26 protein-coding genes are annotated in these 26,295 nt (G+C 66.3%); 12 read left to right on the top strand and 14 right to left on the bottom strand.

The features are described 5' to 3' along the window. The first annotated feature begins 145 nt into the window (after positions 1-145). The 3 genes from map to ACN2C8_RS04200 all read left to right on the top strand — a co-directional run bounded on the left by map (position 146) and on the right by ACN2C8_RS04200 (position 3,069). Positions 146-976, top strand: coding sequence for a type I methionyl aminopeptidase (map, locus tag ACN2C8_RS04210; RefSeq protein ID WP_419254587.1), 831 nt, complete (start codon positions 146-148; stop codon positions 974-976). 60 nt (positions 977-1,036) lie between these two features. Further along, positions 1,037-1,750: a RadC family protein gene (radC, locus tag ACN2C8_RS04205; RefSeq protein WP_419254586.1), complete on the top strand. Its 714-nt coding sequence runs from the start codon at positions 1,037-1,039 to the stop codon at positions 1,748-1,750. 71 nt (positions 1,751-1,821) lie between these two features. Further along, positions 1,822-3,069 (top strand): dipeptidase, encoded by a 1,248-nt coding sequence (locus tag ACN2C8_RS04200; protein ID WP_419254585.1) that lies wholly within the window; start codon positions 1,822-1,824, stop codon positions 3,067-3,069. 30 nt (positions 3,070-3,099) lie between these two features. Here ACN2C8_RS04200 and msrQ read toward each other — a convergent pair whose 3' ends face one another. Both msrQ and msrP read right to left on the bottom strand, forming a co-directional pair. Further along, a complete protein-coding gene (gene msrQ, locus ACN2C8_RS04195; protein WP_419254584.1) occupies positions 3,100-3,741 on the bottom strand; it encodes a protein-methionine-sulfoxide reductase heme-binding subunit MsrQ in 642 nt (213 codons plus the stop codon). Next, entirely contained in the window at positions 3,741-4,661 is a 921-nt protein-coding gene (gene msrP / locus ACN2C8_RS04190; RefSeq protein ID WP_419254583.1) for a protein-methionine-sulfoxide reductase catalytic subunit MsrP, read from the bottom strand. Before msrP ends, msrQ begins: the two co-directional genes overlap by 1 nt. Before the next feature lie 192 nt (positions 4,662-4,853). On the opposite strand from msrP, the gene ACN2C8_RS04185 reads away from it, so the two are divergent. Beyond that, positions 4,854-5,933, top strand: a complete 1,080-nt coding sequence (locus ACN2C8_RS04185) for a tetratricopeptide repeat protein (protein WP_419254582.1) — start codon at positions 4,854-4,856, stop codon at positions 5,931-5,933. Here the strand turns inward: ACN2C8_RS04185 and ACN2C8_RS04180 are convergent. The 5 genes from ACN2C8_RS04180 to ACN2C8_RS04160 are packed head-to-tail and all read right to left on the bottom strand — an operon-like array spanning position 5,930 to position 10,972. Continuing rightward, positions 5,930-6,550, bottom strand: a complete 621-nt coding sequence (locus ACN2C8_RS04180; RefSeq protein WP_419254581.1) for a periplasmic heavy metal sensor — start codon at positions 6,548-6,550, stop codon at positions 5,930-5,932. The genes ACN2C8_RS04185 and ACN2C8_RS04180 overlap by 4 nt on opposite strands. Beyond that, positions 6,547-6,975 carry a hypothetical protein gene (locus ACN2C8_RS04175; RefSeq protein WP_419254580.1) on the bottom strand — a complete coding sequence of 143 codons (429 nt, stop codon included), beginning with the start codon at positions 6,973-6,975 and terminating at the stop codon, positions 6,547-6,549. The genes ACN2C8_RS04180 and ACN2C8_RS04175 overlap by 4 nt, the downstream gene beginning before the upstream one ends. Positions 6,976-6,988: 13 nt before the next feature. Next, on the bottom strand, positions 6,989-7,549 hold the full coding sequence (locus tag ACN2C8_RS04170) for an RNA polymerase sigma factor (protein ID WP_419254579.1): 561 nt from the start codon (positions 7,547-7,549) through the stop codon (positions 6,989-6,991). A 30-nt stretch (positions 7,550-7,579) separates the two neighbouring features. Then, positions 7,580-8,014: an EF-hand domain-containing protein gene (locus tag ACN2C8_RS04165; protein ID WP_419254578.1), complete on the bottom strand. Its 435-nt coding sequence runs from the start codon at positions 8,012-8,014 to the stop codon at positions 7,580-7,582. A gap of 51 nt (positions 8,015-8,065) precedes the next feature. Beyond that, on the bottom strand, positions 8,066-10,972 hold the full coding sequence (locus ACN2C8_RS04160; RefSeq protein WP_419254577.1) for a bifunctional [glutamine synthetase] adenylyltransferase/[glutamine synthetase]-adenylyl-L-tyrosine phosphorylase: 2,907 nt from the start codon (positions 10,970-10,972) through the stop codon (positions 8,066-8,068). 127 nt (positions 10,973-11,099) lie between these two features. On the opposite strand from ACN2C8_RS04160, the gene ACN2C8_RS04155 reads away from it, so the two are divergent. Then, complete coding sequence (locus ACN2C8_RS04155) at positions 11,100-11,993, top strand: M56 family metallopeptidase (protein ID WP_419254576.1); 894 nt, start codon at positions 11,100-11,102, stop codon at positions 11,991-11,993. Here the strand turns inward: ACN2C8_RS04155 and ACN2C8_RS04150 are convergent. From ACN2C8_RS04150 to ACN2C8_RS04140, 3 genes are all read right to left on the bottom strand, one after another. Then, positions 11,963-13,183, bottom strand: a complete 1,221-nt coding sequence (locus ACN2C8_RS04150) for an FAD-dependent oxidoreductase (protein WP_419254575.1) — start codon at positions 13,181-13,183, stop codon at positions 11,963-11,965. The genes ACN2C8_RS04155 and ACN2C8_RS04150 overlap by 31 nt on opposite strands. 122 nt (positions 13,184-13,305) lie before the next feature. Next, positions 13,306-14,712 carry a sensor histidine kinase gene (locus tag ACN2C8_RS04145; RefSeq protein WP_419254574.1) on the bottom strand — a complete coding sequence of 469 codons (1,407 nt, stop codon included), beginning with the start codon at positions 14,710-14,712 and terminating at the stop codon, positions 13,306-13,308. Positions 14,713-14,743: 31 nt separating this feature from the next. Next, entirely contained in the window at positions 14,744-15,415 is a 672-nt protein-coding gene (locus ACN2C8_RS04140) for a response regulator transcription factor (RefSeq protein ID WP_419254573.1), read from the bottom strand. Positions 15,416-15,839: 424 nt separating this feature from the next. On the opposite strand from ACN2C8_RS04140, the gene ACN2C8_RS04135 reads away from it, so the two are divergent. From ACN2C8_RS04135 to ACN2C8_RS04110, 6 genes are all read left to right on the top strand, one after another. Next, positions 15,840-16,178 (top strand): hypothetical protein, encoded by a 339-nt coding sequence (locus ACN2C8_RS04135; RefSeq protein ID WP_419254572.1) that lies wholly within the window; start codon positions 15,840-15,842, stop codon positions 16,176-16,178. A 363-nt stretch (positions 16,179-16,541) separates the two neighbouring features. Then, a complete protein-coding gene (locus ACN2C8_RS04130; protein ID WP_062148160.1) occupies positions 16,542-16,751 on the top strand; it encodes a cold-shock protein in 210 nt (69 codons plus the stop codon). A gap of 102 nt (positions 16,752-16,853) precedes the next feature. Continuing rightward, on the top strand, positions 16,854-17,213 hold the full coding sequence (locus ACN2C8_RS04125) for a DUF6481 family protein (RefSeq protein WP_419254571.1): 360 nt from the start codon (positions 16,854-16,856) through the stop codon (positions 17,211-17,213). A gap of 693 nt (positions 17,214-17,906) precedes the next feature. Further along, positions 17,907-18,641, top strand: coding sequence for a response regulator transcription factor (locus ACN2C8_RS04120; protein ID WP_419254570.1), 735 nt, complete (start codon positions 17,907-17,909; stop codon positions 18,639-18,641). Continuing rightward, positions 18,638-19,987 (top strand): FecR domain-containing protein, encoded by a 1,350-nt coding sequence (locus ACN2C8_RS04115; RefSeq protein WP_419254569.1) that lies wholly within the window; start codon positions 18,638-18,640, stop codon positions 19,985-19,987. The genes ACN2C8_RS04120 and ACN2C8_RS04115 overlap by 4 nt, the downstream gene beginning before the upstream one ends. A gap of 57 nt (positions 19,988-20,044) precedes the next feature. After that, positions 20,045-22,276 carry a CHASE2 domain-containing protein gene (locus tag ACN2C8_RS04110; RefSeq protein WP_419254568.1) on the top strand — a complete coding sequence of 744 codons (2,232 nt, stop codon included), beginning with the start codon at positions 20,045-20,047 and terminating at the stop codon, positions 22,274-22,276. Here the strand turns inward: ACN2C8_RS04110 and ACN2C8_RS04105 are convergent. From ACN2C8_RS04105 to ACN2C8_RS04095, 3 genes are all read right to left on the bottom strand, one after another. Beyond that, on the bottom strand, positions 22,273-22,773 hold the full coding sequence (locus tag ACN2C8_RS04105; RefSeq protein ID WP_419254566.1) for a hypothetical protein: 501 nt from the start codon (positions 22,771-22,773) through the stop codon (positions 22,273-22,275). The two genes, ACN2C8_RS04110 and ACN2C8_RS04105, sit on opposite strands and share 4 nt — an antisense overlap. Positions 22,774-22,876: 103 nt before the next feature. Then, positions 22,877-23,026, bottom strand: a complete 150-nt coding sequence (locus ACN2C8_RS04100; protein ID WP_419254564.1) for a hypothetical protein — start codon at positions 23,024-23,026, stop codon at positions 22,877-22,879. A gap of 23 nt (positions 23,027-23,049) precedes the next feature. Then, complete coding sequence (locus ACN2C8_RS04095) at positions 23,050-23,187, bottom strand: hypothetical protein (RefSeq protein WP_419254563.1); 138 nt, start codon at positions 23,185-23,187, stop codon at positions 23,050-23,052. A gap of 415 nt (positions 23,188-23,602) precedes the next feature. Here ACN2C8_RS04095 and ACN2C8_RS04090 point away from each other — a divergent pair, with 415 nt between their 5' ends. Continuing rightward, the gene (locus ACN2C8_RS04090) at positions 23,603-25,261 is read left to right on the top strand and encodes a M10 family metallopeptidase C-terminal domain-containing protein (protein ID WP_419254561.1); all 1,659 of its coding nucleotides are present in this window, start codon (positions 23,603-23,605) and stop codon (positions 25,259-25,261) included. A gap of 97 nt (positions 25,262-25,358) precedes the next feature. On the opposite strand, the gene ACN2C8_RS04085 is transcribed toward ACN2C8_RS04090, so the two are convergent. Next, positions 25,359-26,246, bottom strand: a complete 888-nt coding sequence (locus ACN2C8_RS04085; protein WP_419254559.1) for a TauD/TfdA dioxygenase family protein — start codon at positions 26,244-26,246, stop codon at positions 25,359-25,361. Positions 26,247-26,295 lie beyond the last annotated feature (49 nt).

Raw genomic sequence — 26,295 nt, 5'->3', positions numbered from 1 at the left:
CCGCCAGCGCGACCCTAAAGATGACGCCAGCGTCATCTTTGTCAAGGCATCGCTCCGGGCGATGATCTGGCAGGGGCAGCCATTGAAGTTTCATGCTATCATTGCGAGATACCGTTCAACGCCGCCTGCCCCGCCCGAGTACGCCATGACCCTTGACGACGCCCTAGAGATCGAAGCCGAGACCCGCACTGGCGCGATCAAGATTCACAAGGCTGAGGATTTCGAGGGCATGCGCCGCGCCGGCAAGCTGGCCGCCGAATGTCTGGACATGCTGATCCCGCACGTGGTGCCTGGCGTATCGGCTGACGAGCTGGACCGGCTGGCCCGCGAATTCATCCTCGACCACAAGGCCATCCCGGCCTGCCTGTTCTATCGCGGCTATCCCAAGACGGTCTGCATTTCGCGCAATCACGTGGTCTGCCACGGCATTCCAGGCGACTGGAACCTGCGCGAAGGCGACATCGTCAATATCGACGTCACGGTGATCGTCGACGGCTGGCACGGCGACACCTCGCGCATGTACGGCGTTGGCGAGGTCGGCCCGCGCGCCCGCCGGCTGATCGAGATCACCTATGAAGGCATGGCCCGCGGCCTGGCCGCCGTGAAGCCGGGCGCGACCCTGGGCGACATCGGCCACGCCATCCAGAGCTATGTCGAGGCCCAGCGCTGCAGCGTCGTTCGCGACTTCTGCGGTCACGGCCTGGGCAAGGTGTTCCACGACGCGCCCAACATCCTGCACTTTGGCCGTCCGGGTCAGGGCGCGGTGCTTAAGCCGGGGATGTTCTTCACCGTCGAGCCGATGGTCAATCTGGGCAAGCCGGCCGTGAAGGTGCTGGGTGACGGCTGGACCGCCGTGACCCGTGACAAGTCTCTGTCGGCCCAGTGCGAGCATTCGATCGGCGTGACGGAAGACGGCTACGAGATTTTCACCGGCTCACCGGCGGGTCTGTTCCAGCCGGCTGTGCTGGGTAACTGATCAGGCCTCGACAACCTTGAGATGTTAAGGCCAGATACTCGCTCCTGACTCGGGGGCGGTATGGTCAGCGCACGATCACTAGGCGTATCCGACATGACGCCGGCGGCCCATCACATGGGCCACCGGGAACGCCTGCGCACGCGGGCCATGGTTGGCGGGCTGGTCGCCCTGCCCGACTATGAGCTGCTGGAGCTCTATCTGTTCCGCACTTTTGCGCGGGGCGACGTCAAGCCCAAGGCCAAGGCGCTGATGGCGCGTTTCGGCTCATTCGGCGCGGTGATCGGCGCCTCGATCGACGAGCTCAAGACTGTGCCGGGGATTGGCGAGACCGCCGCCATCGACCTCAAGCTGCTGCATGAGGCGGCCCTGCGGGCGGGTCGCGACAAGATCGCCAAGCGCCCGGTCATCTCGTCCTGGAGCGCCCTGTTGGGCTATGTGCGCGTCGCCCTGGCCAACGAGCCGCGCGAACAGTTTCGGGTGCTGTTCCTGGACAAGAAGAACCAGCTGATCGCTGACGAGATCATGAACCGCGGTACGGTTGATCACGCCCCCGTCTATCCTCGCGAGGTCATGCGACGGGCGCTGGAGCTTTCCAGCAGCAGCATCATCCTCCTCCATAACCATCCCTCAGGGGACCCGACGCCGTCCAGACCCGACATAGACATGACAAAGCAGGTGATCGAGGCTGGCAGGGCGCTGAAGATCAGCGTGCATGACCATCTGGTGGTTGGCCGCGAGGGGGTGGCCAGCTTCAAGGCGTTGGGACTGATCTGAAAGCCTGACGTCGGCTTCGCCTTGACGCGCCCGCAGCCATCCGTGAGCGTGGCCGCTCCAGTTCGCGTCCCATGCTCGGAGTCTCGATGCCCTATCGCCGTCTGACCGCCCTTCTCGGCTCCGCCGCCCTGCTTGCCACTGCTGCCCACGCGGCCCCGCCGACGCCGGCCGTGTCCAAGGCCGACATGGCCGCCCACCAGAAGATGCTGACGCTCGACACCCATCTGGACACGCCCACCCACTTCGCCCGCCCCGGCTGGGACATCGCCGACCACCACGAGGTCGAGCATGACTTCAGCCAGGTGGACCTGCCGCGCATGGATGCCGGCGGCCTGGATGGCGGTTTCTTCGTAATCTATACGGGCCAGGGCGACCTGACCGCCGCCGGCTACCAGTACGCCCGCGACTATGCCCTGCGCCGCGCCATCGAGATCCGCGAGATGCTGGCCGCCCACCCTGACAAGTTCGAGCTGGCCATGACCGCCGCCGACGCCGTGCGCATCAACAAGGCCGGCAAGAAGTTCGCCTTTGTCAGCATGGAAAACAGCTGGCCTCTGGGCGAGGATCTGACCCTGATGGAGACCTTCCAGAAGGAAGGCCTGCGGATGGCCGGCCCGGTCCATTTCCGCAACAACCAGCTAGCCGACAGCTCGACCGATCCCAAGGGCAAGATCTGGAACGGCTATTCGCCGCTGGGCCTGCGCTGGATCGCCGAGGCCAACCGCCTGGGCCTGGTTATCGATGTCAGCCACGCCAGCGACGACGTGGTCGATCAGTCAGTGGCCCTGTCCAAGGTTCCGATCATCGCCTCGCACTCGGGGCCCAAGGCGATCTATGACCACGCCCGCAACATGGACGATGCGCGCCTGAAGAAGATCGCCGATGCGGGCGGCGCCACCTGCATCAACTCGATCTATCTCACGGACACGACCGCAAGCCCGGAACGCAAGGCCGCGCTGGAGGCCCTGGGTCGGGGCCCTGACCTCAAGACCGCCCCCCCCGAGGTGGTCAAGGCCTATGCCGACAAGCGCGCCGCGATCGACAAGGCCCACCCGCCGGTGCGCGGCGATTTCGACCTGTTCATGAAGAGCATGCTTCACGTCCTGAAAGTCACCGGACCCAAGGGCGTCTGCGTCGGCGCCGACTGGGACGGCGGCGGCGGCATGGACGGCTTCGAGGACATCACCGACCTGCCCAAGATCACCGCCCGCCTCAAGAAGGAAGGCTATTCCGACGCCGACATCGAGGCGATCTGGAGCGGCAATGTCCTGCGTATCCTAGCCGCAGCCGAGACCTACGCGAAGGGCGCAACGAAGTAGCAAGAGAGTACTCGCCCCCTGGGGAAGCAGCTAGGCTCTCCGCCTAACCCGATCCCACACCCGCCAGGCCATCAGCACCGCAAACACCGCCGCATAGATCAGCGGCGGCGTGTGATCGGCCTTCACCAGCAGGTAGTAGTGAGCAACGCCCAAGGGCGCGATCAGGTAGATCAGCCAGTGCAGCCTCTGCCACGCGGCCCGGCCCATGCGGATGATCCAGCCATTGGTCGAGGTCACAGCCAGCGGGATCAACAGCACGAACGCGCCCATACCCAGCGTGATGAAGGGCCGCTTGAGGATGTCCTTCCACAGCTGACCGAAGTCGAAGAACAGGTCGACGCCCACATAGGTGCTCAGGTGCAGCACGATGTAGCTGAACGCGAAAAGCCCCACCGTGCGCCGGAAACGCACCAGGCGCGGCATCTTCAGGATCCGTGCCGCCGGGGTGATCGCCAGGCCGACCAGAAGCAGCCGCAGACCCCAGACGCCCAACTGACGGATCAGCTTCTCGATCGGATTGGCGCCCAGATCGCCGTTGAAGCCCTTCCACGCCAGCCAGACCAGCGGCGCGGAACAGGCCAGCCAGACCAGGCCATAGACCAGGTTGTCCTGCAGCTTTGACGGGCGCTTGCGCCGGCTGGCGGCGCGGGGCGCGGCGACACTCTGGTCCATCAGAAGTTCTTCTTCAGATCCATGCCGCGGTACAGGTCAGCGACGTACTGGCCATAGCCGTTGAACGGCAAGGTCTCGCGGCGGCGAAACTCGCCGATGCGGCGCTCGCTGGCCTGCGACCAGCGCGGATGATCCACAGCCGGATTGACGTTGGAGTAGAAGCCGTATTCGCGCGGGGCCGAGATGTTCCAGGCCGTCCGGGGCTGCTTCTCGGTCAGGGTGATCCGCACGATCGACTTGATGCCCTTGAAGCCATATTTCCAGGGCACGACCAGCCGCAGCGGCGCGCCGTTCTGGTTGGGCAGGGTCTCGCCATACAGGCCCACCGCCAACAGGGTCAGCGGGTGGGTGGCTTCGTCGATGCGAAGGCCTTCGCGATAGGGCCACTCCAGCACGTTCCAGGCCTGACCCGTCATTTCCGACGGCCGCATCAGGGTCTCGAACGCCACATACTTGGCCTTGGAGGTCGGCTTGACCGAGGCGATCAGGTCCTTGAGCGGAAACCCAACCCAGGGGATCACCATCGACCAGCCCTCGACGCAGCGCATGCGGTAGATGCGCTCTTCCAGCTTGTTGGCCTTGATCAGATCATCAATCCCGACCGTGCGCGGCGCCTCGCATTCGCCGTCGATGCGCACCGTCCAGGGCCGCGTCTTCAGCTTGCCAGCATTCTCCGCGGGATCGGCCTTGTCGACGCCGAACTCATAGAAGTTGTTGTAGGTGGTGACGTCTTCCAGGGGCGTCGGCTTCTCGGTGGTCGAGAAGCCCTTGGAATAGCTGAGCGGCGCCGCGCCGGCTGCACCGGCCAGGCCTGCTAGACCCAGCCCCGCCGCACCGCCGATGAACTCGCGTCGGCGCATATAGAGGCCGTGGTCGGTGACCTCATTCTCGGTCAGGTCAGGGGCGTTGCGGATTAACATGGCGGGCTCCGATGCGGGGTCTACGGATAGGTACGCATGACCTCGCCGATTGGTTACGTCCAAAGGCGATTTTCGATCAGGCGACTGGCCGAACCCTAGCGCTCGAGCCGCAAGGTTGACTTTGAGCCTGCTTTCGCGCCCCCAAGCGGGGTGTTTGTCGACGAGAGACGCGAAATCATGAGTTCGAGACGCTTGGCCGACATATTCGCTGAAGCCATGACGCTGCGCGCGGCCGGCAAGCTCGTGGAGGCGACGGGAATCTTCCGAGGCCTCGCCAGCGTCGAGCCGCGCAACGCTGATCTTCTTCTTAACCTCGGCGTTGCGCTCAACCAGATCGGCGCGCTTGAAGAGGGCGAGCAGGTTCTGCGCCGGGCCCTTAGCCTGAAGCCGGACCTGGCGCTCATACGCCAGGCGTTGGCAGTGAACCTGATGGCCCAGGGACAATACACGGAAGGCTGGGCGCACTACGAATCGCGGCACGAGGTGCCGGCCCTAGCCTTGCCGAGCGCCACGGCTTTCCCGTTTCCGCAATGGAACGGCGAGGATCTGACCGGAAAGCGAATCGCGATCTTCCCCGAACAGGGTTTTGGCGATCACATCCAGTTCGCCCGGTTCGCGCCACGCCTGCAGGCTGCAGGGGCCGAGGTAATCCTGCTAACTCGTGCGGAACTGGTGACGCTGTTCAGCCACAGCTTTCCGGGCGTAAACGTCGTAGCCGCAGTGGGCGCGGTCGAGTTTCCGGATCCTGACTTTTGGGTGATGGCCGGCGGACTGGTGGGACGTCTGGGCGTGACGCTGGAAACTCTTCCGGCCCAGCCCTACCTGCGCTCACCAGCGAGCGGGGCGCCGCTTCCGCCGGGCTTTAAGATCGGCGTCCAGCTTCGTGGCAACCCTCACCACAGCAACGACGCCAACCGGTCGCTTCCGCCGCAGGCTGCGGCTCAGCTACGCGCAAGCCTCCCGGGCCATGTGATGGGCCTGGATCCCGCCGAAACCGGAGCCAAGGATTTCGCAGAAACTGCGGCGATTATCGAGCAACTTGACCTGGTGATCACCGTCGATACCTCCGTCGCGCACTTGGCGGGCGCACTAGGCCGGCCGTGCTTCGTCCTGCTACCGCATCTGGGGACGGACTGGCGCTGGTTGCGAGATCGCGACACATCGCCGTGGTATCCTAGCCTGCGCCTGTATCGGCGCGACCTGAAGGACGCCGACTGGACGGCGACGCTCGACCGACTCGTGCGAGACGTTCACACCGCGACCCAAAACTAGCGGGTCTCCTCCGTCCGGGCGCGCGGCGCGTAGACCCTCTGCAGGCCCTCGGCCAAAGCGGCTCGCTCGTCCACCGACAAACTCATCGCAAAGGTCGCAAGCGCGCCTTCGACATTAGTCCGCGCCTGACCATCTAGCGTCCGAGCAGCTGCCAGATGCTGGCCGGCAACGGCCGGATCATAGGGCATGGCCTTGAACGCCTGCAGAGCGGCCTGCCGTTCGGCGCGGGCCTGCCGGACGATCGGCTGATTGCGTCTATTGGCCTCGCGCAAAGTGCGCCTAAGCGTTTGGCGACTCTCCTGCGACAGTCGCTCGCCAGCGGTCCAAAGCTGTGGCCGCGCTGGCGTTTCGCTCGGCGGGACAGCGACGGCGGCAGGCGACTGTGGCGATTGCGATGGCGACGGCCTGGGCTGAAGCGGCGCCTGTTCGACGTCGCCCACAGTACCCGTTGACGTGGCCGGCGTAGTCGACGAAAGCGCCGCAGCCCGTGAGGGTTGCCCCACGGGGTCTGGCAGGCCCTGACGCACCCACAGCACGCCAACGACACCGCCGACGAGAAACACGTTGAGCGCCGCCGAGACGATCAGGCCGATCAGCAGCGAACGGGACACGGTCATAGGGCTGCGGGCTCCTCGAGGGCCTCGGAAAGGTCTGTGGTGAAATCCGTAGCGATCACGCTCTGGCCCTGAGGCGCGCGTCCATGATCAGCCTGACCGATCGCCACGCCGACCGCGACGCCCGCCAGAGCGGCAACGCCTAGGCCAAGCGCCGCCCCGGCGCCGGCCAGCCAGCGGCGCACGGCGCTTGCCGGCTGCGGAGCCGCCGCGATCAGCCGCCCCAGCAGGGCCGCATCGGCGGACTGGGCGGGCGCGAGGTCGAGCAAGCGATCCAGTCGCGCGGCGTCGGCCAGCAGCGCTTCCAGGCGCACAGGTTCTGCGGCCAGCAAGGCGCGGGCGATCTCGCGCTCGGCTTCCGGCCAGCGGGCCACGTCGCCGCCATAGATTTCTGCCAGATCGGCGAACCGTTCGACGGTCATGGTCATGACGCTATCTCCTTCATCGCCCGGACCCCGCCAGGTCGGCGAGCGAGGCCCTGAGCGCGCGTCTGCCCCGTCCCAGCAGACTTTCCAGCGCCTCGACGCTGATGGTCATCAGCGCGGCGGCCTCGATATTGCCCAAGCCCTGATGATGGCACAGCACGATGGCTTCGCGCTGACGCGCGGGCAAGGCCGCCAGCGCCGCCTCGACCCGCCGCGACAGATCCGCGCCCAGCAAGCCGGCATCCGGCGCCGGACCCGTGTCCACCTGCTCCGGCGGCTCGGCCGTGACCACCTCGCGGCGGCGACGGAGGCGATCGTAGCAGAGGTTCAGCGCCACCCGGTGCAACCAGGTATCGAACTTCGCCCCACCCGGTCGCCAGGAGCGCGCCTGTTTCCAGGCTCTCAGGAAGGTTTCCTGCGCCACGTCCTCGGCCTCGCCGGGGTCGTTCAACATGCGGCGAGCCAGGGCGAGAACGCGCGGCAAGCGTCGGTCCAGCAGCTGGCGAACGGCGGCCGGGTCGCCCCGGCCGACCCCTGTCAGCAGCGCCTCGTCGGGGTCGCTCCCCTCGGCCGCCAAACCTCACCTCGCCGCGCGTGAACACATCAGTCAGATCCCGACCTTCGCCTTGTCGGCGCCGGTCTTCAACTCCGTCAGGCTCAGCGCACCGTCATTGTCGGCGTCCATACGCTTGAAGCGGTTGGCCAGAAAGCCATCCATCTCGCCACGCGACAGGAAGCCATCAGTGTCGGCATCCACGCGCGACCACATCCGCTCTGCGCCCTTGCCGGCTCGGCCAGCGTTGGCGTCCGGAGCATCGGGTCTGGGCTTGCGCATCGCCGAGAATTCTTCGCGCGACAGCTTGCCATCCTTGTCAGCGTCGAGGTGAGCCATCATCTGGCCGCCGCGTCCGGCCTGAAATTCGGCGAGGCTGACCTTGCCATCGGCATTGGCGTCCAGCGCGGCCGCGCCCTTTGGCGCCGCCAGGACTGGACCGGCGAGCAGCAGGACCGAACCGGCCGCGATCATTGTAATTTTCAGCATGTGACTTGCGTCTCCAAGACGTCGAAAGCCCGTCCCCATGCCCGTTGAACGTCAGGCTCCAGCTTTTCCGTCGCCGCGCATAATCGTCTCGAACGCCGCGCGCGCCTCGACCTTGGCCTTGGTCAGCTTGGTCTTTAGCGAGCGGAATTCTCGGACGTGCCCGGCGCGCGCTAGCAAGGCCCTGAAGGCCTTGGGCTCACTGTCGGGATCGCCGCCGTCCTCCAGCGCCACCTTGATCAACTGCGAGAGGTCCTGCTCCAGCCGCCAGGCCGTCTCCAGGCAGGCCAGGGCCGCGTCATCGGCCAGACCCGCCGCCCTGAGCGCCGCCAGCGCCTCGCCGGTATTCTGCGCCAGGGGGCCACCGTCGGCGGCGTGCTTGATCTGCAGAAACTGGGCGGCGAATTCGATATCCACCAGGCCGCCAGGCGTCAGCTTCAGGTCCCAGACACCCTTGCCCGGACGTTCCTGCTCCATCAGTTCGCGCATCTCCAGCACGTCGGCGGCGGTCTTCACCGGATCGCGCGAGCGGCGCAGAGCGGCCTCGATGGCCGCCTCGGCGCGAGCCTGGAAGGCCGGCGAGCTGGCCCACATCACCCGGGCGCGGGTCAGGGCCAGCAGCTCCCAGGTCTCGGCCTCGCGGGCGTAATAGTCCTCGAAGGCGGCGAAACTGACGGCGACCGGCCCCTTTGTCCCCGAGGGCCGCAGCTTGAGGTCCACCTCATAGAGCGTGCCCTCCCCGGTCGGCGCCGAGAGGGCCGAGGTGAGGCGCTGGGTGAAGCGGGCGTAGAAACTGTCAGCGCTCCAGTTCTTGATCGACGAAACCGCCCCCCCTTGGGCGGCGGGATCATCGACCGCATAGAGCGTCATCAGGTCGAGGTCCGACTTGGCGGTCATCTCGCGCGAGCCGGCCTTGCCCAGGGCCACCACAGCGACCTCGCCGGGAAAGTCGCCGCCGATGCGCATGGTCTCCGCCAGGGCGGCGGGCGCCAGGCCCCCGACGATCAGGTCGCCCAGCCCTGCGAAGGCTGCGCCCACATCGCTGGCCCCGGCGGTGCCACTCATCACCCGCACGCCGATCCGGAAGCTCTGATCACGGAAGAGTCGCCGGGCGGCGTTCATCGCGCCCTCGAAATCCTCAGGATCCCACGAAGCGATCTCGGGCACGGCCATGGGGCCGAAGAAGGCGGGGTCCAGCAGGGCGTCCAGCGCCGTCGGACGCCGCGCCAGGGTCGTCGCCAAGCGCGGGGCGAAGGCCATGACCTCGACGATCAGTTCAAACAGACGGGGCTGGGCCAGGAACAGCGACTGGATCTGGACGCCCGAACTCAGCAAGGCGAAGAAGTCGGCGAAACGGTTGAAGGCGGTATCCGGCGCGCCCGTGGCGTTGGCGGCGTCCAGCAGGCGCGGCGCCAGCCGCGTGAACAGCTCGCGCCCCCGCTCGGTGCGGGTGGCGGCGATGCGGCCATGGTGCCAGCTGCGAATGGTGGCGGCGACACGCTCGGGGCTGGAAAAGCCCATCCGCTTGAGGGTGGCGAGCGTCTCCGGATCGTCCTCGACGCCGGTGAAGACCAGACTGCCAAAGCGCGAGGACAGCTCCTCCTCCCCGGCGAACAGGCGGCCATACCGCACGTTCACGCCCTTCAGGATCTTGCCCACGGTCGCATCAAAGCTGCGCAGGTTGTCGTGGTTCCAGAGCGCCGCGACCTTCTTCCGGTCGGTGTCGGATTCCGGCAGCTTGTGGGTCTGGTCATCGGCGATCATCTGGGCGCGATGTTCCAGCGCTCGCAGGTCCTGATAGGCCTTGGCCAGCCAGTCGGCATCCTCGGTCGTGACGTGGCCGGCGTCAGCCAGGGCCCGCAGCGCGTCCAGCGTGCGCGGGCCGCGCAGGTCCGGTTGTCGCCCGCCCAGGATCAACTGCTGGGTCTGGACGAAAAACTCGATCTCGCGGATGCCGCCGCGACCCAGCTTCAGATCCGCGCCCTTGGCGGTCAGGCGGTCATCGACCTTGTAGGTGTGGATCTGGCGCTTGATCGAATGGATATCGGCGATGGCCGCGAAATCCAGGTTCCGTCGCCAGATGAACGGCTGCAGCCCGGCCAGGAAGGCTTCGCCTTCCTTGATGTCGCCGGCCGCGATCCGGGCCTTGATGTGGGCGGCGCGCTCCCAGTTCTGGCCGACGCTCTCGTAGTAGTCCATGGCCGCGTCGACGGGCATGGCCGGCGGGGTCGAGGACGGGTCGGGACGCAGGCGCAGGTCGATGCGGAAGACATAGCCGTCGGCGGTGCGCTCCTGCAGGATGCGACCCAGATGGTTGGCGATGCGGACCGCCACGCCCTGCGGCTCGACCCCTTCGGCGACCGGCAGCTTTTCCGGCGCGTAGAAGATCGAGAAGTCGATGTCGCTGGAATAGTTGAGCTCAAAGGCCCCGTGCTTGCCCATGGCGATGCAGAAAAGGCCCGGCGCGGGCCCGGCCTCGGTGTCGCCCACATGGGTCAGGGCGCCGCGCCCCACCTCCAGCCGGACGGCCTGGGCCAGGGCGGCGCGCAGGGTGGCGTCGGCAAAGCGCGTCAGGGCGCCGGTCACCGCATCCAGATCCCAGAAACCACCCAGGTCGCACAGCGCGGTCAGCAGATGCAGGTCGGCCTTGAGTTCGCGCAGCACGCGGCGCGCGACCTCGAAGTCGGGTTCAGCGGCGACCGCGTCGGCGGCTGAGAGGATTTCCGCCAGCCGCGTATCAGGGTCGGCCTCAAGGATAGACGGCAGACGTCGGGCGTCGCGGCGGGCAAGACTGGCCAGATAGGGTGAGGCGCCGAACACCGGGGCCAAGGCCGGCCAGACGGTCTCGATGCTTGCCGACGCTTCACCGACCCGCTTGAGGATCGCCTCATGGGCGCGCTCGGCGGCCTTGGGATCGGCGATGGGACCACACGGGGCGAGGCGTTCGAGCAGGCGAGTCATGGCGCCACCGTGGCCCGCTGGCGGGGCCGGGGCAAGACACACGCTTGACGAGCGATATTACAGTTGTAACCATCAGGGGGTCCAACCCGACTAACGCGATCGGGGCGGCGCCTGGAGGGGGAACGCGATGCTGATCGAACTGCTCGCCTTGGCGCTGACACGGGTTCAGATCGCGGCGGCGGCCGGCGTTGTGCTGGTGCTGCTGCTCCGCCTTCCGGTTCGCGGGCTGTTTGGTCCGCGCCTCGCTTATGGGCTTTGGGCGATTGTGCCTGTCGCCGCTGCCGCCAGCGTCTTTCCCAGCCTCGCGGAGACCCTGGAAGTCGGCGCTCCGACCTCGCCGTTGGCGCCGGGTCTGGCGATGACGATCCTGGCAGCGTGGGTTATCGGCGCCGCACTCTTCGCCGGCTTCATGCTGTGGCAGGAGCATGCCTTCCGGCGTACGGCGGCCAAGGGCAAGGCAGGCCCCGCCGTGATGGGCTCCCTATGGCCCCGGATAATACTGCCCCATGACTTCGAGGCGCGGTTCGACACCCGCGAGCGCGACCTGATCCTGCTGCATGAGCGCACGCACATCCGCCGGGGCGACCCTATCGCCAACCTGGCCATCGCCGGGTGCCGGGTCCTGGGCTGGTGCAATCCCATGGTTCATCTCGGCGCGGTGTTCGCCCGTATTGACCAGGAGCTGGCGTGCGACGCCACGGTGCTATCGCTGAAAAGCGACATCCGCGCCGACTACGCCAGGGCGCTGCTGAAGGTCTCGACCTGTGGTGCAGCCTCGCCCCTCGCCTGCGGCTGGGGCGCGCACCCTTTGATCCTGCGGGTCGCGTTCCTGAGTCGCCTCGAGCCCAGCCGCCGACGGCAGATCGCCGGCTTCATCGCCCTGACAGCCTTGGGCCTGGCGACCTTCCTGGCGGTCTGGAGCATCGCGCCGCGCGGGATCGTCTATAGCGATCTGGCCCCGTCGATCGATATGAACCGGATGTACGCAGATCAGGCCGCCCGGGGCTTCGGCCGACCGTAGAGCGCCGCGATGGTGGCGATGGCGTCCTCGGATTCGCTTCGGCTGGCGATCTCGTTGTCATCGCCATAGCCCCAGGCTTCGGTCTGCCCGACCTGCTGGACGACGATGCCGTCGCGCCGGGCCAGGATCGACACGCCCTTGTAGTAGAGGCCGTAATTGACCTCGGACTGGGGGATCAGCCACGCGATCTGGCCGCGCACAGGGATGATGCTCTCGTCCTTCCAAAGCGCCCGCGCGCCATAGCCGGTGCAGTTGACCACCACCTTCTGCTTCAGCACCGCCAGATCGGCGGGGGTGTGGAAGGTCATGGTCTCAACCTTGCCGCCGGCCAGCAGATAGTCGGTCATCAGCAGGTGGGCATATTCGGCGATGTTGAACTGCATCGACGATCCACGCCGCGCAAAGGGCGTTGGGAACGGGTGGCGGCCGGCCGGCAGCTCCATGCCACGCGGAGTGATGTCTCTCACGCGCTCGACATATTCGACGAACCGCACGTCGTTGGGGTCATGCTGCGTGGCGCGTCCCGGTCCTGGCGGCGCATCGAACAGGGTGTAGCGGTCGGTCCATTCCACCGGATTGCCCGCCATGCCCAGATAGGTCTGGTAGGCCTTGTAGGAGGTGCGGCACATCTCCTCCCATTGCGCCTCGAACCCCGGCGCAGTCGCGCCCACGGCGGCGATGCGGGAGTCGGGCGACCAGGTGCCCGTGGCCCGGGCCGAGCGCGTATCAGGCGTGCGTTCGCTGGCATAGATGGTCACATTGGCCCCGGCCCGCCGCAGCAGGGTGGCCGTGGTCAGGCCCAGGGCGCCGCAACCGATCACGGCGATGTCGCGTTCGCCGGTCGACATGGCGTTCCTGGCCGCGATCGTTCCCGAACCCCACGACAGCGACCAGCCGCTGCCGCCATGGCCGTAATTGTGGACGACGGTCTTGTCGCCGACGGTCTCGACATCCAGGCGCGGCCCCGCCTTGCGGAACGGACGCAGACAGACCGTGATCCTGGAGATGCGGTCAGGCTTCATCCGGATCGGCGCCAAGTGGGGCAAAGCGTCGAAGTCGCCCAGACCGTTGACCAGGCCGGGCCGCATGATCTGGCCCGGCGCGCAGCCGGCCACGCCCATCAAGCCCAGACCACCAAGCCCAGCCAGGAAGCCGCGCCGGTGGCTTATCGCGTCGGTTTCGAAAGTCACGCGGGTGCTCGCGTCCGTGGAGTGGAAGACGACCTTGGACCAGCCTCGCCCGACGTTCGACCCCGAACCGCAGGCCGTCCACAGTTGCGAGGTGCGCGCCGGCTAAACCGGCGCCCTGCCCGCTATTCGACCCGGGGCAGCACCAGAGCGACCCGCAGGCCAGGCCCCATGCCGTTGTACTCGCCCGGCCCTTCGGCCAGTTCCAGCCGGCCGCCGTGCGAGGCGGCCACGGCCTGGACCAGTGACAGGCCAAGGCCGGCGCCCGGCTCGCTGCGGCTGTTCTCCAGGCGCACGAAGCGCTGGACAACGCGGGCGCGGTCCTCATCCGGCACGCCGGGGCCGGTGTCGGTGATCGAGAATTCCAGTTCGCCAGACGAGCGGCGACGCGCGCGCAACATGATCGCCCCGCCCGACGGGGTATATTTGATGGCGTTATCGAGCAGATTGGCCAGGGCCTGGGCGATGAACTCGCGATTGCCCCGGATGTTCAGGGCCGGGGTGATCTCGGCCTTGAAGTCCAGGCCCTTGTCCTCGCACGAGAACTCGTAAAGCTCGGCCATGTCGCGGGCCAGTTCCGAGGAGTCGAAGCTTTGCTGGTCAGGCGCCTGACCGGCGGCCTGCAGGCGGGCGATCGCCAGCACGGCGTTGAAGGTTTTCAGCACGCCGTCGGCGTCCTGCAGGGCGGTTTCCAGCGCCGCAACCGGATCGCCCTTGCCGTTTTCAGCGTCGATCAGGGCCACTTCCATGCGGGCGCGCAGGCGGGTCAGGGGTGAACGCAGATCGTGGGCGATGGCGTCGCCGGCATGGCGCAGGCCGCCCATCAGACGCTCGATGCGGTCGAGCATGTCGTTGAGGCCCTCGGCCAACTCGTCATACTCGTCGCGAGCGCCCCGCAGCTTGGCGCGGGCGTGCAGGTCGCCGGCCTGCACGGCGGCGACCAGGTCGACCAGCCCCTGCATGCTGCGCGAGACGTTGCGGCTGATCAGGACGCCGCCGGCCAAACCCAGGATGATCACCAGCGCCCCGGCGCCCCACAGCGCCCGGACGATCTTGCGGACATAGCCCTCTGACGCCGCCACATCGGCGCCGACGAACAGCACCTCGCCGCCGGCCAGACGCTCCTGCACGCCGCGCGCAGCGTTGCGCACCTCGGCGCCGTCGAGATCGACCTCTGTGACCTTGAAGCTGGACCAGCTGGGACCGTCGCCCTCGAAATCATCAAGCGGCGAGGCCTCGATCGAACCTGAAATCCGCTTGCCGGTCTTGTCGGCCAGGAAATACAGGAACGGCCGCTCGCCGGTGGCGCGCTCGACGATGGTCTGGTTGAGGGCATTGACGCCGCCCTGGCGATAGGTCGCCTCGAGGCTCTCCATCTCGCGGCTGATCTCGGCGTCGGCGCGGCGATTCACCTCGCCGGCCGTGGCCACGTAGATATAGCCCAGGAACGCGCTGGCGGCCGCCGCGAACAGGGCCAGGAACAGCAGGGTCAGCCGGAACGGCGTGGTGCGGAGAAGGCGCGGCAGACGCATGACGGGTCTCGGCGGCGAACCGCCCTATCTCCTAGGGATCGAGCCGGTAGCCCGCGCCGCGCACGGTCTGCAGCATCGGGCGGTCGAAGCCCTTGTCGATCTTGCTGCGCAGGCGCGAGATGTGAACGTCGATGACGTTGGTCTGCGGGTCGAAGTGGTATTCCCACACCTTCTCGAGCAGCATGGTGCGGGTCACCGACTGGCCGGCGTGGCGCATCATGAATTCCAGCAGCTGGAACTCGCGGGGCTGGAGATCGATCTCCTTGCCAGCCCGATGGACCGTGCGGTTGATCAGGTTCATCTCGAGTTCGCCGACCTTCAAGGTCGTCGCGACGGCGCCAGTCTCACGACGACGCGACAGGGCCTCGACGCGGGCCGTCAGCTCGGCAAAGGCATAGGGTTTTACCAGATAGTCATCGGCGCCGGCCTTCAGGCCCACGACCCGGTCGCTGACCTCGCCAAGGGCGGACAGGAACAGCACCGGGGTATTGTCGCCTTCGCGGCGCAGGGTCTCGACGACCTCGACGCCATCCTTCTTGGGCATCATGCGGTCGACGATCAGCACGTCGAAGCCGCCCTTGCCAGCTTCCTTCAGGCCCGCTTCGCCATCGGGCGCGTGAACGCATTCATAGCCAGCCTCGGTAAGACCGTGGGCCATCGCGCCCGCCGCCTCGATATCGTCTTCGATGATCAGAATACGCATCAGCCAATCCCTCATGCGCCCACGAACGGAAAACTGACGTTCTCCCGATTCGACCCTCGGACGCGATCCTTGGCGATGGATACCGGTTTTGGGCCTGCCCGTCCCTTAAACCTTGGACAGACAAAAGTCGTCCCGCCCTCACTGCCTTACAAAATGAGCGCACCCACTACGGCATGAAATTGAAGATCGCCGAGCAACAAGTGGTCACGCTCACCGCAAAATGGGCGGCGCGAACGTCTCGACGGTGGGAAACCCGCCAGGTTGGCGTTGCGGGCGCAACGGTCTTCCGGGGCGTCTTCGTTCAGGATGGGGCCATTACGGTTATCGACCTCGCCGACCTCCACCCAAGAGGGCTAGCCGGACGCGATGGCGCAGAGCCACCGAGATTGCTACAGAGCGCCCTCGTCAAGGAGCCCCCGACATCATGGCCCGCAAACTCTCCGGCAAGGTTGTCGCCGATGTCACCGCCCTGGCCGACAAGGCCTGGTTCGACGCCAGGCCCGAGCGCGACTTCATGCTGCGCGATCCGGCGCCGCTGGAGTTCAAGGATCCGCTGGGCGAAGCGGGCGAAGGCTTCAGCTGGCGGGTACTGGTCGTGCGGCTGGACGGCGGCTCGCGCCTGCGTCTGCCGATCTCACTGGCCTGGGACCTGCACAACGATCACGCCAAGGAGCAGCACCTGGCCGTGATCTTCGAACAGGTCGCGCCTGAACAGGCCAAGGTCCTGCGCGCGACGGCCGTCGCCAAGGCGGCGCACGCCTAGTTGGCCGTGCCGCGCCTGCGCGCTGGCGCGTGCAAATCGATGGTTCCTGGAAAAGTTTCGCACCCGCCGGCATGTCCACTGGCAACGCTGGATGAAATTTCGGCTGAGGCGCACAAGATATTCCGGATCAATTTTATTTTCCCAGAACTCCAAGCTCGTTCCGAATTTTCTTCCATTTTACAGACATTGCGCCCTCGATATTTTTCGAGTATGGTGTGCGTATTAAATGACGATTTGGTTCGATTGCTCTCCAACGCTTTGTCTCAGGATCGAGCTTCGAGCCCATCACGATCCTCTCCGAAAATTTGATCACGCGGCTCACATTCGAGCCGCGCGGCCCTATTCACCTGAAAGGTGACCATCATGACGACCGGTACCGTGAAGTGGTTTAACTCCACCAAGGGCTTTGGCTTCATTCAACCTGACGACGGCGGCGCGGACGTTTTCGTGCACATCTCGGCGGTCGAGCGTTCGACCCTGGGTTCGCTGAACGAAGGCCAGAAGCTGTCCTACGAACTCGAGCGCGACCAGCGCAGCGGCAAGATGTCGGCCGGCCAGCTCCAAGCTGCCTAAGCCTAATCGGAGCGCGGGCCCGTCCCGCGCTCCAGCCTGGCTTTCCTGACTATCAACCTCGAATGACACACGGGGTTTTCCCCCTTCGAAATTCGAGGTCTTATGAACGAAACCCTGCGCACCAATTTCTCCACCAGACTCCAGACCGCGGCCGACGCCAAAAAGGCGCTGCTTGAAAAGTTCAAGCCCAAGCCTGCCGTCGTCGATCCAAACTTCGAGAGCCGCGAAGCTGTCAAGGCCGCCGAACTGAAGCAAGTTCGAGCTGACCGCGCCGAAGAACGCGCCGCCGCCCGCCAGGTTGTGGCCGACAAGATCCAGGCCGCCGAACAAGCCATCGCTGACAGCGCTGCTGCCGTGCTCAGCCTCAAGCGTGGTGCCACCAAGGAACGCAAGGCTCTGTCCAGCGCTGAGGCCAAGGCCAAGCGCGACAGCAAGTACGCCGCCCGAAAGGCGCGCAACTAGCTTACGGCTTAAAACAAGCACGATGAAGGCCGGGTCATTCCGGCCTTTTTACGATCAGTGTTTGACAGCGTTGTCAGAACTGCGACCTTCTGTAGTGCGCCGCCACGGCCCCGGCCGGATGGACATCAAAGAGCTCCGCTTTGCAGGGGCCGTTACGGGAGACCAGGAATGTCGGCAATCGCCACAGGGCCCAACCGCCGCGCTCTGCTGGCCAGTGTCACCGCCCTCGCCTTCGCCAGCGCGGCCCGCGCCTCTTTCACGGTACTCAATCCTGATCAAGTCGCTCATCGCCCAGCTGACCCTGGACGAGAAGATAGGCCAGTTGAACCGGGCCCCCGGAGGTCGGCAGAGGGCGCTGAACTCCAGGATCGACGCGGCCCAACTGGATCTCGTGCGCAAGGGCGGCATCGACTCGTAACTGCACGTGGCCGGCGCCGATTTCCCGCCGGAAGACAGCCAACCGCTGCGCGCAACACCTTTCAAGCTCGCCTCGGCTCAGCCGCCGAATGAAAGCCGCTCGACCCGACTGTAAACCATTGTAAAATCCTTGCTTGGCCTAGCGCGGCGCATGGGCGAACAAGGTATTCCAAATGGGCGGACGATCATCTGGATCCCCCCCACCGGACAGACGGGCGACCGCCGTGCGCCCCGCCTCGAGCGGGGCGCGCGAAATACTTCTCTACAAGTGAGCGCATGAAAGTCGCCCTTCTCGACGACGACGAGAGTCACAATGCGCTGGTCGCCGGCTTGCTGGGTCCCGCCGGGTACGAGTGTGTCAGCTTTACCCATCCCGAGCGGCTGCTGACCGAATTGCGCCGCCAGACCTTCGATCTGCTGATCATCGACTGGAACATGCCCGATCTTTCCGGCATCGAGACCCTGCGTCGCCTCGACGAGATGCTGACCACACCGCCGCCCGTGCTGCTGCTCACCAGCCGTTCGATCGAAGCCGATCTGGTCGAGGGCCTGAACGCCGGCGCTGACGACTATATCGTCAAGCCGTTGCAGCCGCAGGTGCTGCTGGCGCGGGTCAACGCCCTGGCGCGTCGGGTCTATCGCCCATCGACCACCCAGCAGGTCGAGCAGCACGGCCCCTATCGTATGGATCCCGGCGCCCACACGGCCAGTTGGGAGGACCATGTCGAGGCCCTGACGCCCAAGGAATTCCAGCTGGCGACGATCCTGTTCAACAACCTGGCCCGCCCCCTCTCGCGCGAGTATCTGCTGCGCCGGGTCTGGGGCCAGCGTCCGGATCTGGAGACCCGCACCCTGGATGCCCATGTCTCGCGATTGCGCTCAAAGCTGCAGCTTCGTCCCGCCAACGGCTTTCGCCTGACGACGGTTTATGGTTTCGGTTATCGTCTGGAGGCCTGTGATCCACAGGGCTGCCGTGAGGCGGACGCCGAAGCCGGAGCGACCCAAGCATGACGTCCAAGCGCGACCTGACTCTTCTCGCCGCCGGCCCCTTCGCCTCCATCCTGGGCCTGACCACCGCTACTGCGGCTTTCGCAGCGCCGCCCCTCGATACGCCCGTGGCCTATGTGGTCAGGCCAGGCGACACCTTGATCGGCCTGGGGGCCGCCTATCTGAACAAGCCCGGCGACTATCTGCAGGTGCAGCGCGCCAACCAGATCGCCCGGCCGCGCGCCCTCAAGATCGGCTCGACCCTGAAGATCGATCCCAAGCTGCTGAAGAGCACGCCCATCGACGCGCGGCTCAGCGCTGTCAGTGGCGCGGTAGATCTTGAGACCAATGGCGCCCGCGCCCCGGCGCGCGCCGGCATGGTCCTGGTCGAGGGCCAGCGCCTGATCACGGGCCCAGGCGGCTTCGCCACCTTCGAGATGGCCGATGACTCGCGCGTCACCCTGCCCTCGAACACCAGCCTGCGTATCGATCGCATGCGCCAGATCATTCTCAACAATGCGCCCCAGCGGGTCTTCCAGATGGACCAGGGCCGCGGGACGATCTCGGCCACGCCCAATCCCAATCCGGGCGGACGTTTCGAGGTGCGCACCCCGGTCTCGATCTCGGCGGTGCGCGGTACAGAGTTCCGCGTCGGCCAGGACCCGACGGGCGCCAGGGCCCAGACTGAAGTGTTGAAAGGCGCGGTCGGCGTCGACCTGGCCTCGACCTCGACCGAAGGTCCGCCCGTGCCCGCCGGTTTCGGCGTCAGCGCCACGCCCGCCGGCGTCAGCGCGCCGATCGCGCTGCTGCCTGCCCCCAAGCTGGGCGAAGGCGGCCAGCGCCAGGGTGACAAGATCGTCCGTTTCGCCGTCGAACCCCTGCAGGGCGCGGCCATCTATCGTCTGGCCCTGTCGCGCGACGCCGGCTTTGTCGAGGTCTTCGCCGAGGCCGACACGCAGGCCCCCGCCGCCGAGTTCGGCGAGATCGCCAACGGCACCTATTTCGTACGCCTGACCGCTCTGGACGCCGGCGGCCTTGAGGGGCTGCCTGCCGACTATAGCTTCGACCGTGATCTGGACGTGCTCGAGCCGGGCGCCACGCCCAGCGCCCAGGTCTCGGGCAAGCACCGAAACTTCCTGTTCCGCTGGAGCGCGGCGGGCGATGGCGTGCGTGTTTACCGGTTCCAGCTCTTCGCGGGCGCCGACACGACCTCGCCGGTCATCGACCAGCCGGGCCTGTCCGAACCGCAACTGACGCTGACCGATCTACCGCCCGGAACCTATGGCTGGCGGGTCAGCGCTGTGCGCTTCAAGGGTGGGACTTTCGCCGAAAAGGTCGGGCCAATGCAGACCCTGCAGATCGGTCGTTAGATTTTGAACTCGCCCGGCAGACTGCTTGACCAGGCGGCCGCGTCGCCGCGCCGGCGCTTGCTGACCTGGCTGCTGGTGGCCGCCCTGACCAGCCTGACCCTGGCCGGCCTGACCGCCAGCCCGCTCACGACGCGCCTGGACAACATTCTCTACGACGCCCTGCAACGCGCCTCGTCGCGGCCGGTCGATCCCTCCATCCTGATCGTCGAGGTCGATGAAAGGAGCCTGCGGGACATGGGCGCCTGGCCCTGGTCACGCACGGCCCACGCCCGGATGATCGACCAGCTCAGCCAGGCCGGCGCGCGGACCATCGTCTATGACGTGCTGTTCAGCCAACCGGCGGCCACGCCAAGCGATGACGTCGCCCTGGCCAATGCCATCGCCCTGTCAGGACGGGTCTATCTGCCGCAATTCATCGAGCCCGGCTCAGGCGAAGGCGCGCCTCTGCAACTGGTTGGCCCGCGTCCGGAGATCGCGCGCGGCGCGGCCGGTCTGGGCCTGGTGCATGTCAGTTTTGACGCCGACGGCGTCGTTAGGCGCATGGCGCCGTTCGAGGCCTTTGGGCCCGATCTACGTCCAGACCTGATGACCGTGGTCCATCGGGCCACGCACGCGTTCGACGCGCGCGATATCACGCGCGGCGCCGAGACCAGCCTGCTGATCCCCTTCGCCGGCGCGCCGGATCGCTTTCCACGCCTTTCGTTCTCCGACGTGCTGGCCGGCGATGTCCCGTCGGAACTGATCGCTGGCCGCACCGTCTTTGTCGGCATGACCGCGCCGGGTCTGGGCCCCGCCTTTCCGACCCCGGTGACCCCCGACGCGGCCAGCATGACCGGCGTCCAGCTTCAGGCCAGTATCCTGGACGGCCTGCGCAGCGGGACAATGATCAGGCCTGCGGGCCTGGTCAGCCGCATCGTCTTCGCGCTCAGCCTGCTTTGGCTGTTGCTGGCGGGCCTGCTGGTGCTGCCGCCGCGCGCCAATCTGATGCTGGTGGTCGGCCTGTCGAGCCTGGCCCTGGCGCTGAGCTGCGCCTTCTTCTGGCGCCTCGACCTGTGGCTTTCGCCCGTAGCGACGATCATCGGTCTGGCGACCGTGTCGCTGTTCTGGGGCTGGGGACAACTGGGCCGGGTCAGCGACCTGCTGGGCCGCGAGCTGAGCCGCCTGTTGCCCGTGACCCGCACCCCGCCGGCCGAGGGTTTCGAGAGCGATCTCGTCGCCCGCCAGGCGCTCAGCCTGGGCGCCGCCATCAACCGGATCGAAGACCTGCGCCGTTTTTCGGCCGACGCCCTCTTCAGCCTCCCCGACGCCACGATCGTTCTGGACGTCCGACGGCGGGTCATCGCCGCCAACGCCGCGGCCCAGTCCCTGCTGCGCGGAACCCACCTGCCCCTGGCCGGCGCCTCGATCGCCTCCCTGCTCAATGCCCTGGAGCCGTTGGGCCGCTCTTTCGACGAGTCCTGGCCGCCGGAGGCTGAGCGGATCGAGCCTGTCGACCTGCATCTCAGTGACGGACGCGCCTATCAGTCCCAGACCGTGTTCCGGCGCGACGAGGCTGGCGAGAGCGCCGGCTGGATCGTGCGCCTTGCCGACATCACCACCCTTACCGCCGCGATGCGCCAGCGCGAGCAAGCCCTGCAGTTGTTGACCCACGACATGCGCTCACCGCAGACCTCGATCCTGGCGCTTCTGGCCACAACGCCCGACCTGCCTGAAGAGGTGTCGGACCGACTGGCCGCCTGCGCCCGCCGCACCCTGGCCCTGGCCGACGGCTTCGTGCAACTGGCGCGCGCCGAGGTCACGCCGGTGGCCATGGAGCCGGTCGACCTTTGCGACGTGGCGGTGGAGGCCGTTGACGAGCTGTGGCCGCAATGCCGCCAACGCAACATCGAGATCCAGCAGGATGGCTGCGATGCGCCTCTGATGGTGCTGGGCGACCGGGGCGTTCTGGCCCGCACCCTGGTCAACCTGCTGGGCAATGCGGTCAAATACAGCCCCGAGGGCTCACAGATCAGGGTGTCGGCGCACGCGACCCGGCAGGACGGCCGCGCCTTTGTCGATGTCTCCATCAGCGACCAGGGGCCTGGCCTGACGCCGGAAGAGGCCGCCATGGCGTTCCGGGCTTTCCAGCGGTTCGACCGACCCGGTTCAGACGCGGCCGGCGGAGTGGGTCTTGGTCTGGCCTTCGTCGACGCTGCTGCCGCGCGTCATGGCGGCGGTGTTCTATGCGCCAGCACGCCGGGCGCCGGCGCGACCTTTACCCTGCGCCTGCCGGAGTATCGTCCCAGCTAGGACGCAGGCCCCATCAGCACCTTGACCAGGCGATCGGCGGTGACTTCGGCGTCAGCGTCTCCGGCGCGCACGGTGGCCCAGGCGGCGGGCTTACCTGTTGCGACATCCAGCACCACGGCTGTAGCCGTATGGGCCGGACCGCGACGGTTCCAGAAGTGGCGCTTGGTCGGCGCGCTGCGCCAGACAGTGTCTTTAAACGAGGGTCCGGCCACGCCGGACACCCCGACGGCCGGCCCCGAAACGCCTACGCCAACCTGAAGCAGATAAGCCGGTGGTTTGCTCCCCGAGACGTCTGCGCCAACGGCCACAAGTCGTTTCAAAACCCCGGCCTGGATCGCGGCGGCCAAGGCCCCATCAGCGGGGGACGACTGACTGCTCAGCGGCGCCAGGCTCTGGCCGCGCAGAGCCGCGAGACTTCCGTCACGCACCACCGTGGGCGCCGTTGCGCAACCGCTCAAGGCCAGAGCACCCGTCAGGCTGAAGACCAAGATACGCATGGAACTCGCTCCCTCATCGCCGTCTTTCGGCGAAGCCCCGATCAGCGACGGAAACTAGCCATCTCGGAGGCTGCGGTCACCCGTTGATCGCGTCCATGTCGCGCTAGAGTGGCGCCGTCCAGCCAAGGAAGAGCACTAGCACCCAGAGAAACAGGGCCCATAGCGCCAGGCTGGCCATGATGGCGGCTGCGAACCGCAGCATCCACCGTCTGTTGGGGCGCTGACCAGGGACCAGACCCATTCGGTCGGCCATATGCTGCATCCAGACCAACGGCTTCACGACACGCCCGAGCGCGGGCCGCACAGGTCGCCCAACACCCGGACAAGGTTCTGCGCCAGCCGATCGGGGAGGATCACGCTCTGGGTCTTGTTGTGACCGGACCGCGTGCGGCGGCCTGCTGCTGCTCTGTTCATATCCCACCCCCGACCCATTTTTGGGGCTGTTAGAAACCAAGAGCAGGAATGCCACCAGAGGTTACGGTTCCGTTTTTAAAAAGCGTTACAATGCTTTGGAGTGATCAGACCCGCCGGCCAGGCGGCCGCCTATGCGTGGCTAAAGGCCCAGGAGGCCGGGACGACGCCCTCAGCGTTGCCGGGACCAGCGTCAATACCGACGTCGTGGCCATCTACAAGTCGCCGGGCCATGGCTGGAAGCCGGCGTCCCCATAGAGGAAGGATGGCGGCGGTGACGGTAACGCTCCGTTCACTGGCACGGGCGCCCAATGTCCGCGCGTCCATCCGTCGCAAGTGTTGCAGTGTTGTAGCGACAGAGCTGTGAGATTAGGTTCAAGACTGGGTCGGGGGACCTTTTCCATGAGTACGTGTCGCTATGGCGTTTGACCTCTCTCACCCCGAAACTCTCGCCACGGCGGGATCCGAAGATCCGCAGTCCTATCTGAACGCAGACGGTCGGGACGGCGTGACGGTCAACGGCAAGCCCAGCCTGTCCATCGAAACGGCCGGGCTGACCCTGGTGGGCTTTGCGCCCGGCTGGTCGTCGGCCCTCGGCGAATCCTACACCCTGACCTATGGCTTCCGCTCGACGGCGCCCGACACCATGCCCGATGACACAGCCGGGTTCTCGCGGTTCAACGCCACTCAAATCCAGCAGGCGGAACTCGCCCTGACCTCGTGGTCGGATGTCGCCAACATCACGTTCATAAGGGTCGGCGCAGGCTCGACGGGCGAAACAGCCTATTCCAACCAGGCGTCCATGCTGTTCGGCAACTATTCCAGCGGTGTGGAGGGCGCGGTCGCCTTCGCCTACCTGCCCGGCAACCCCGCGATCACAGCGCGCTCGGGAGATGTCTGGATCAACAGCACCTTGGGCTACAACACCGCGCCTACAGCCAATAACTATGGCGGCTCCGTCCTAGTCCATGAGCTGGGCCACGCCATCGGTTTGAGCCACCCCTCCGACTATGACGCGGTGGACGGCGCCAGCTTCACCTATGCCACGGACGCCGACTACTATCAGGACTCCCGCCAGTATACGGTGATGAGCTATTTCAACGAGAGCAACACCGGCGCCAGCTATGGCGGCCGCTACGCGTCCGCTCCACAGCTCGACGACATAGCGGCAGCGCAGGCGGAATACGGGGTCAACATGACCACCCGCACCGGCGACACGACCTACGGCTTTAATTCCAACGCTGGCAGACCCTGGTTCGAGACCGCCACGGCTTCCACCAAGGTGATCTTCGCCGTGTGGGACGCGGGCGGAACCGACACCTTCGATTTTTCGGGCTATTCCAACAGTCAGATCATCGACCTTCGCCAGGGGCACTTCTCCGACGTCGGCGGTCTTATTGGAAATGTCGCCGTGGCCATGGGCGCCACCATCGAAGACGCGCGCGGCGGTTCCGGTGTCGACACGATCAACGGCAACAGCTCGGCCAACTGGCTGCGCGGCGAAGCCGGGAACGACACGCTCAACGGCCTGGCCGGCGACGATCGCCTGGACGGCAATGACGGCAACGACACGATCACGGGCGGCGATGGCTTTGACCGGATCAACGGCAATATCGGCGCCGACTATGGCTATGGCGGCGCGGGGACCGACTGGGTCGTCGGCGGCCAGAACAACGACCAGCTGTTTGGCGACGCCGGCGATGACATCGTCAATGGCAACCTCGGCAATGACGTTTGCTATGGTGGCGAGGGGAATGACATCGTGCGCGGCGGTCAGGGCGACGACGTCCTGTCGGGAGACGTCGGCAATGACTGGCTGGCCGGCGACCGCGGCGCCGACAACATCACCGGCGGGGCCGGAGCCGACATCTTCTACAGCTTTTCCGGCGCCGGCTCTGACCTGATCACCGACTTCAGCCGCGCCCAGGGTGACCGCATCCAGCTGGATGCCGGTCAGACCTATAGCCTCTACCAGAGCGGGGCCAACGCCATCATCGACCTCGGCGGCAGCGACCAGATCATCCTTGCCGGGGTCAACATTTCGGCCCTGACCGGTGACTGGCTGATCGGCGGCTAGAACATTTTCTGATCCGACTGGATCGGAAAATGTTCTAGTCTTTTGTTTTAACGCGTTTTCTGACGACGAACCGGCGTCCATTTCGTCGGAAAATGCTCTAGTAGGGCGCGTCGCCGACAATCGTCACGCGCTCGACGATCCGCTCCTGCGGCCAGTAGTCGAGGATGGCGTAGTGCTGAGTGGCGCGGTTGTCCCAGAAGACGATGGCATTCGGCGTCCAGCGGAAGCGCACCTGATATTCCGGCGTCTTCACGCGATCCAGCAGTTCGGCCAGCAGGGTCCTGGCCTCGTCCTCGGGCAAGCCGAGGATGCGGGTCGTGAAGACCTTGTTGACGAACAGGTGCTTCTCGCCGGTCTCCGGATGGGTGCGAATCACGGGGTGAACCATCAGCGGATAGGCAGCGCGCAACTCGTCGCGCTTGGCCTGGTCGACGCGGTAGCCATAGCTCTGGATGATGTCGTGCTCGGCGGTCAGGTCTGCCAGCTTGTCCTTCAGGGCCTGGGGCAAGTCGCGGTAGATGGCGGCCGTATCGGCAAACAGTGTGTCACCGCCCAGAGGTGGCATGTCGCGCATCCGCAGCACCCCGCCCATCGAGGGCGCCGCGCGGAAGGTGACGTCGGTGTGCCACTTGTTGGCGACGCGAACCAGCGGCACGATCTCCTCGCGCAGCTTCATGCCGTCGGCCGCCTCGATGTGCAGGATTTCGGGAAAGCCCGGCACGTGGCTGGTGACCGGATGGCCCTCCAAATCGCCGAAATAGCGGCCGAACCGGACATGGTCGGCGTGGCTGATGTCCTGATCGCGGAAGAACACCACCTTGTGGCGCAGCAGGGCGGCGCGGATCGCCGCAACAACTTCGGGCGCCAGCGGCTGGCGCAGATCGAGCCCGGAAATCTCCGCGCCGAGCACCGTGCTGACGGGCGTGACGGTCAGACCCGCATAGTCGGGGACTTCATCGGCGACGATAGGCGCGTGGGCGTTCATGACGTCCTCCCATTAGGCGCCGCTCGTCCGCGCGAGCGGCCTTGTTGAC

The sequence above is a fragment of the Caulobacter sp. ErkDOM-C genome, from assembly GCF_048541825.1.
In the GTDB taxonomy this organism is placed as follows: Bacteria; Pseudomonadota; Alphaproteobacteria; order Caulobacterales; family Caulobacteraceae; genus Caulobacter.
The sequence above is the reverse complement of the archived record's forward strand: the minus strand, read 5'-3'. Positions and strand labels throughout refer to the sequence as shown.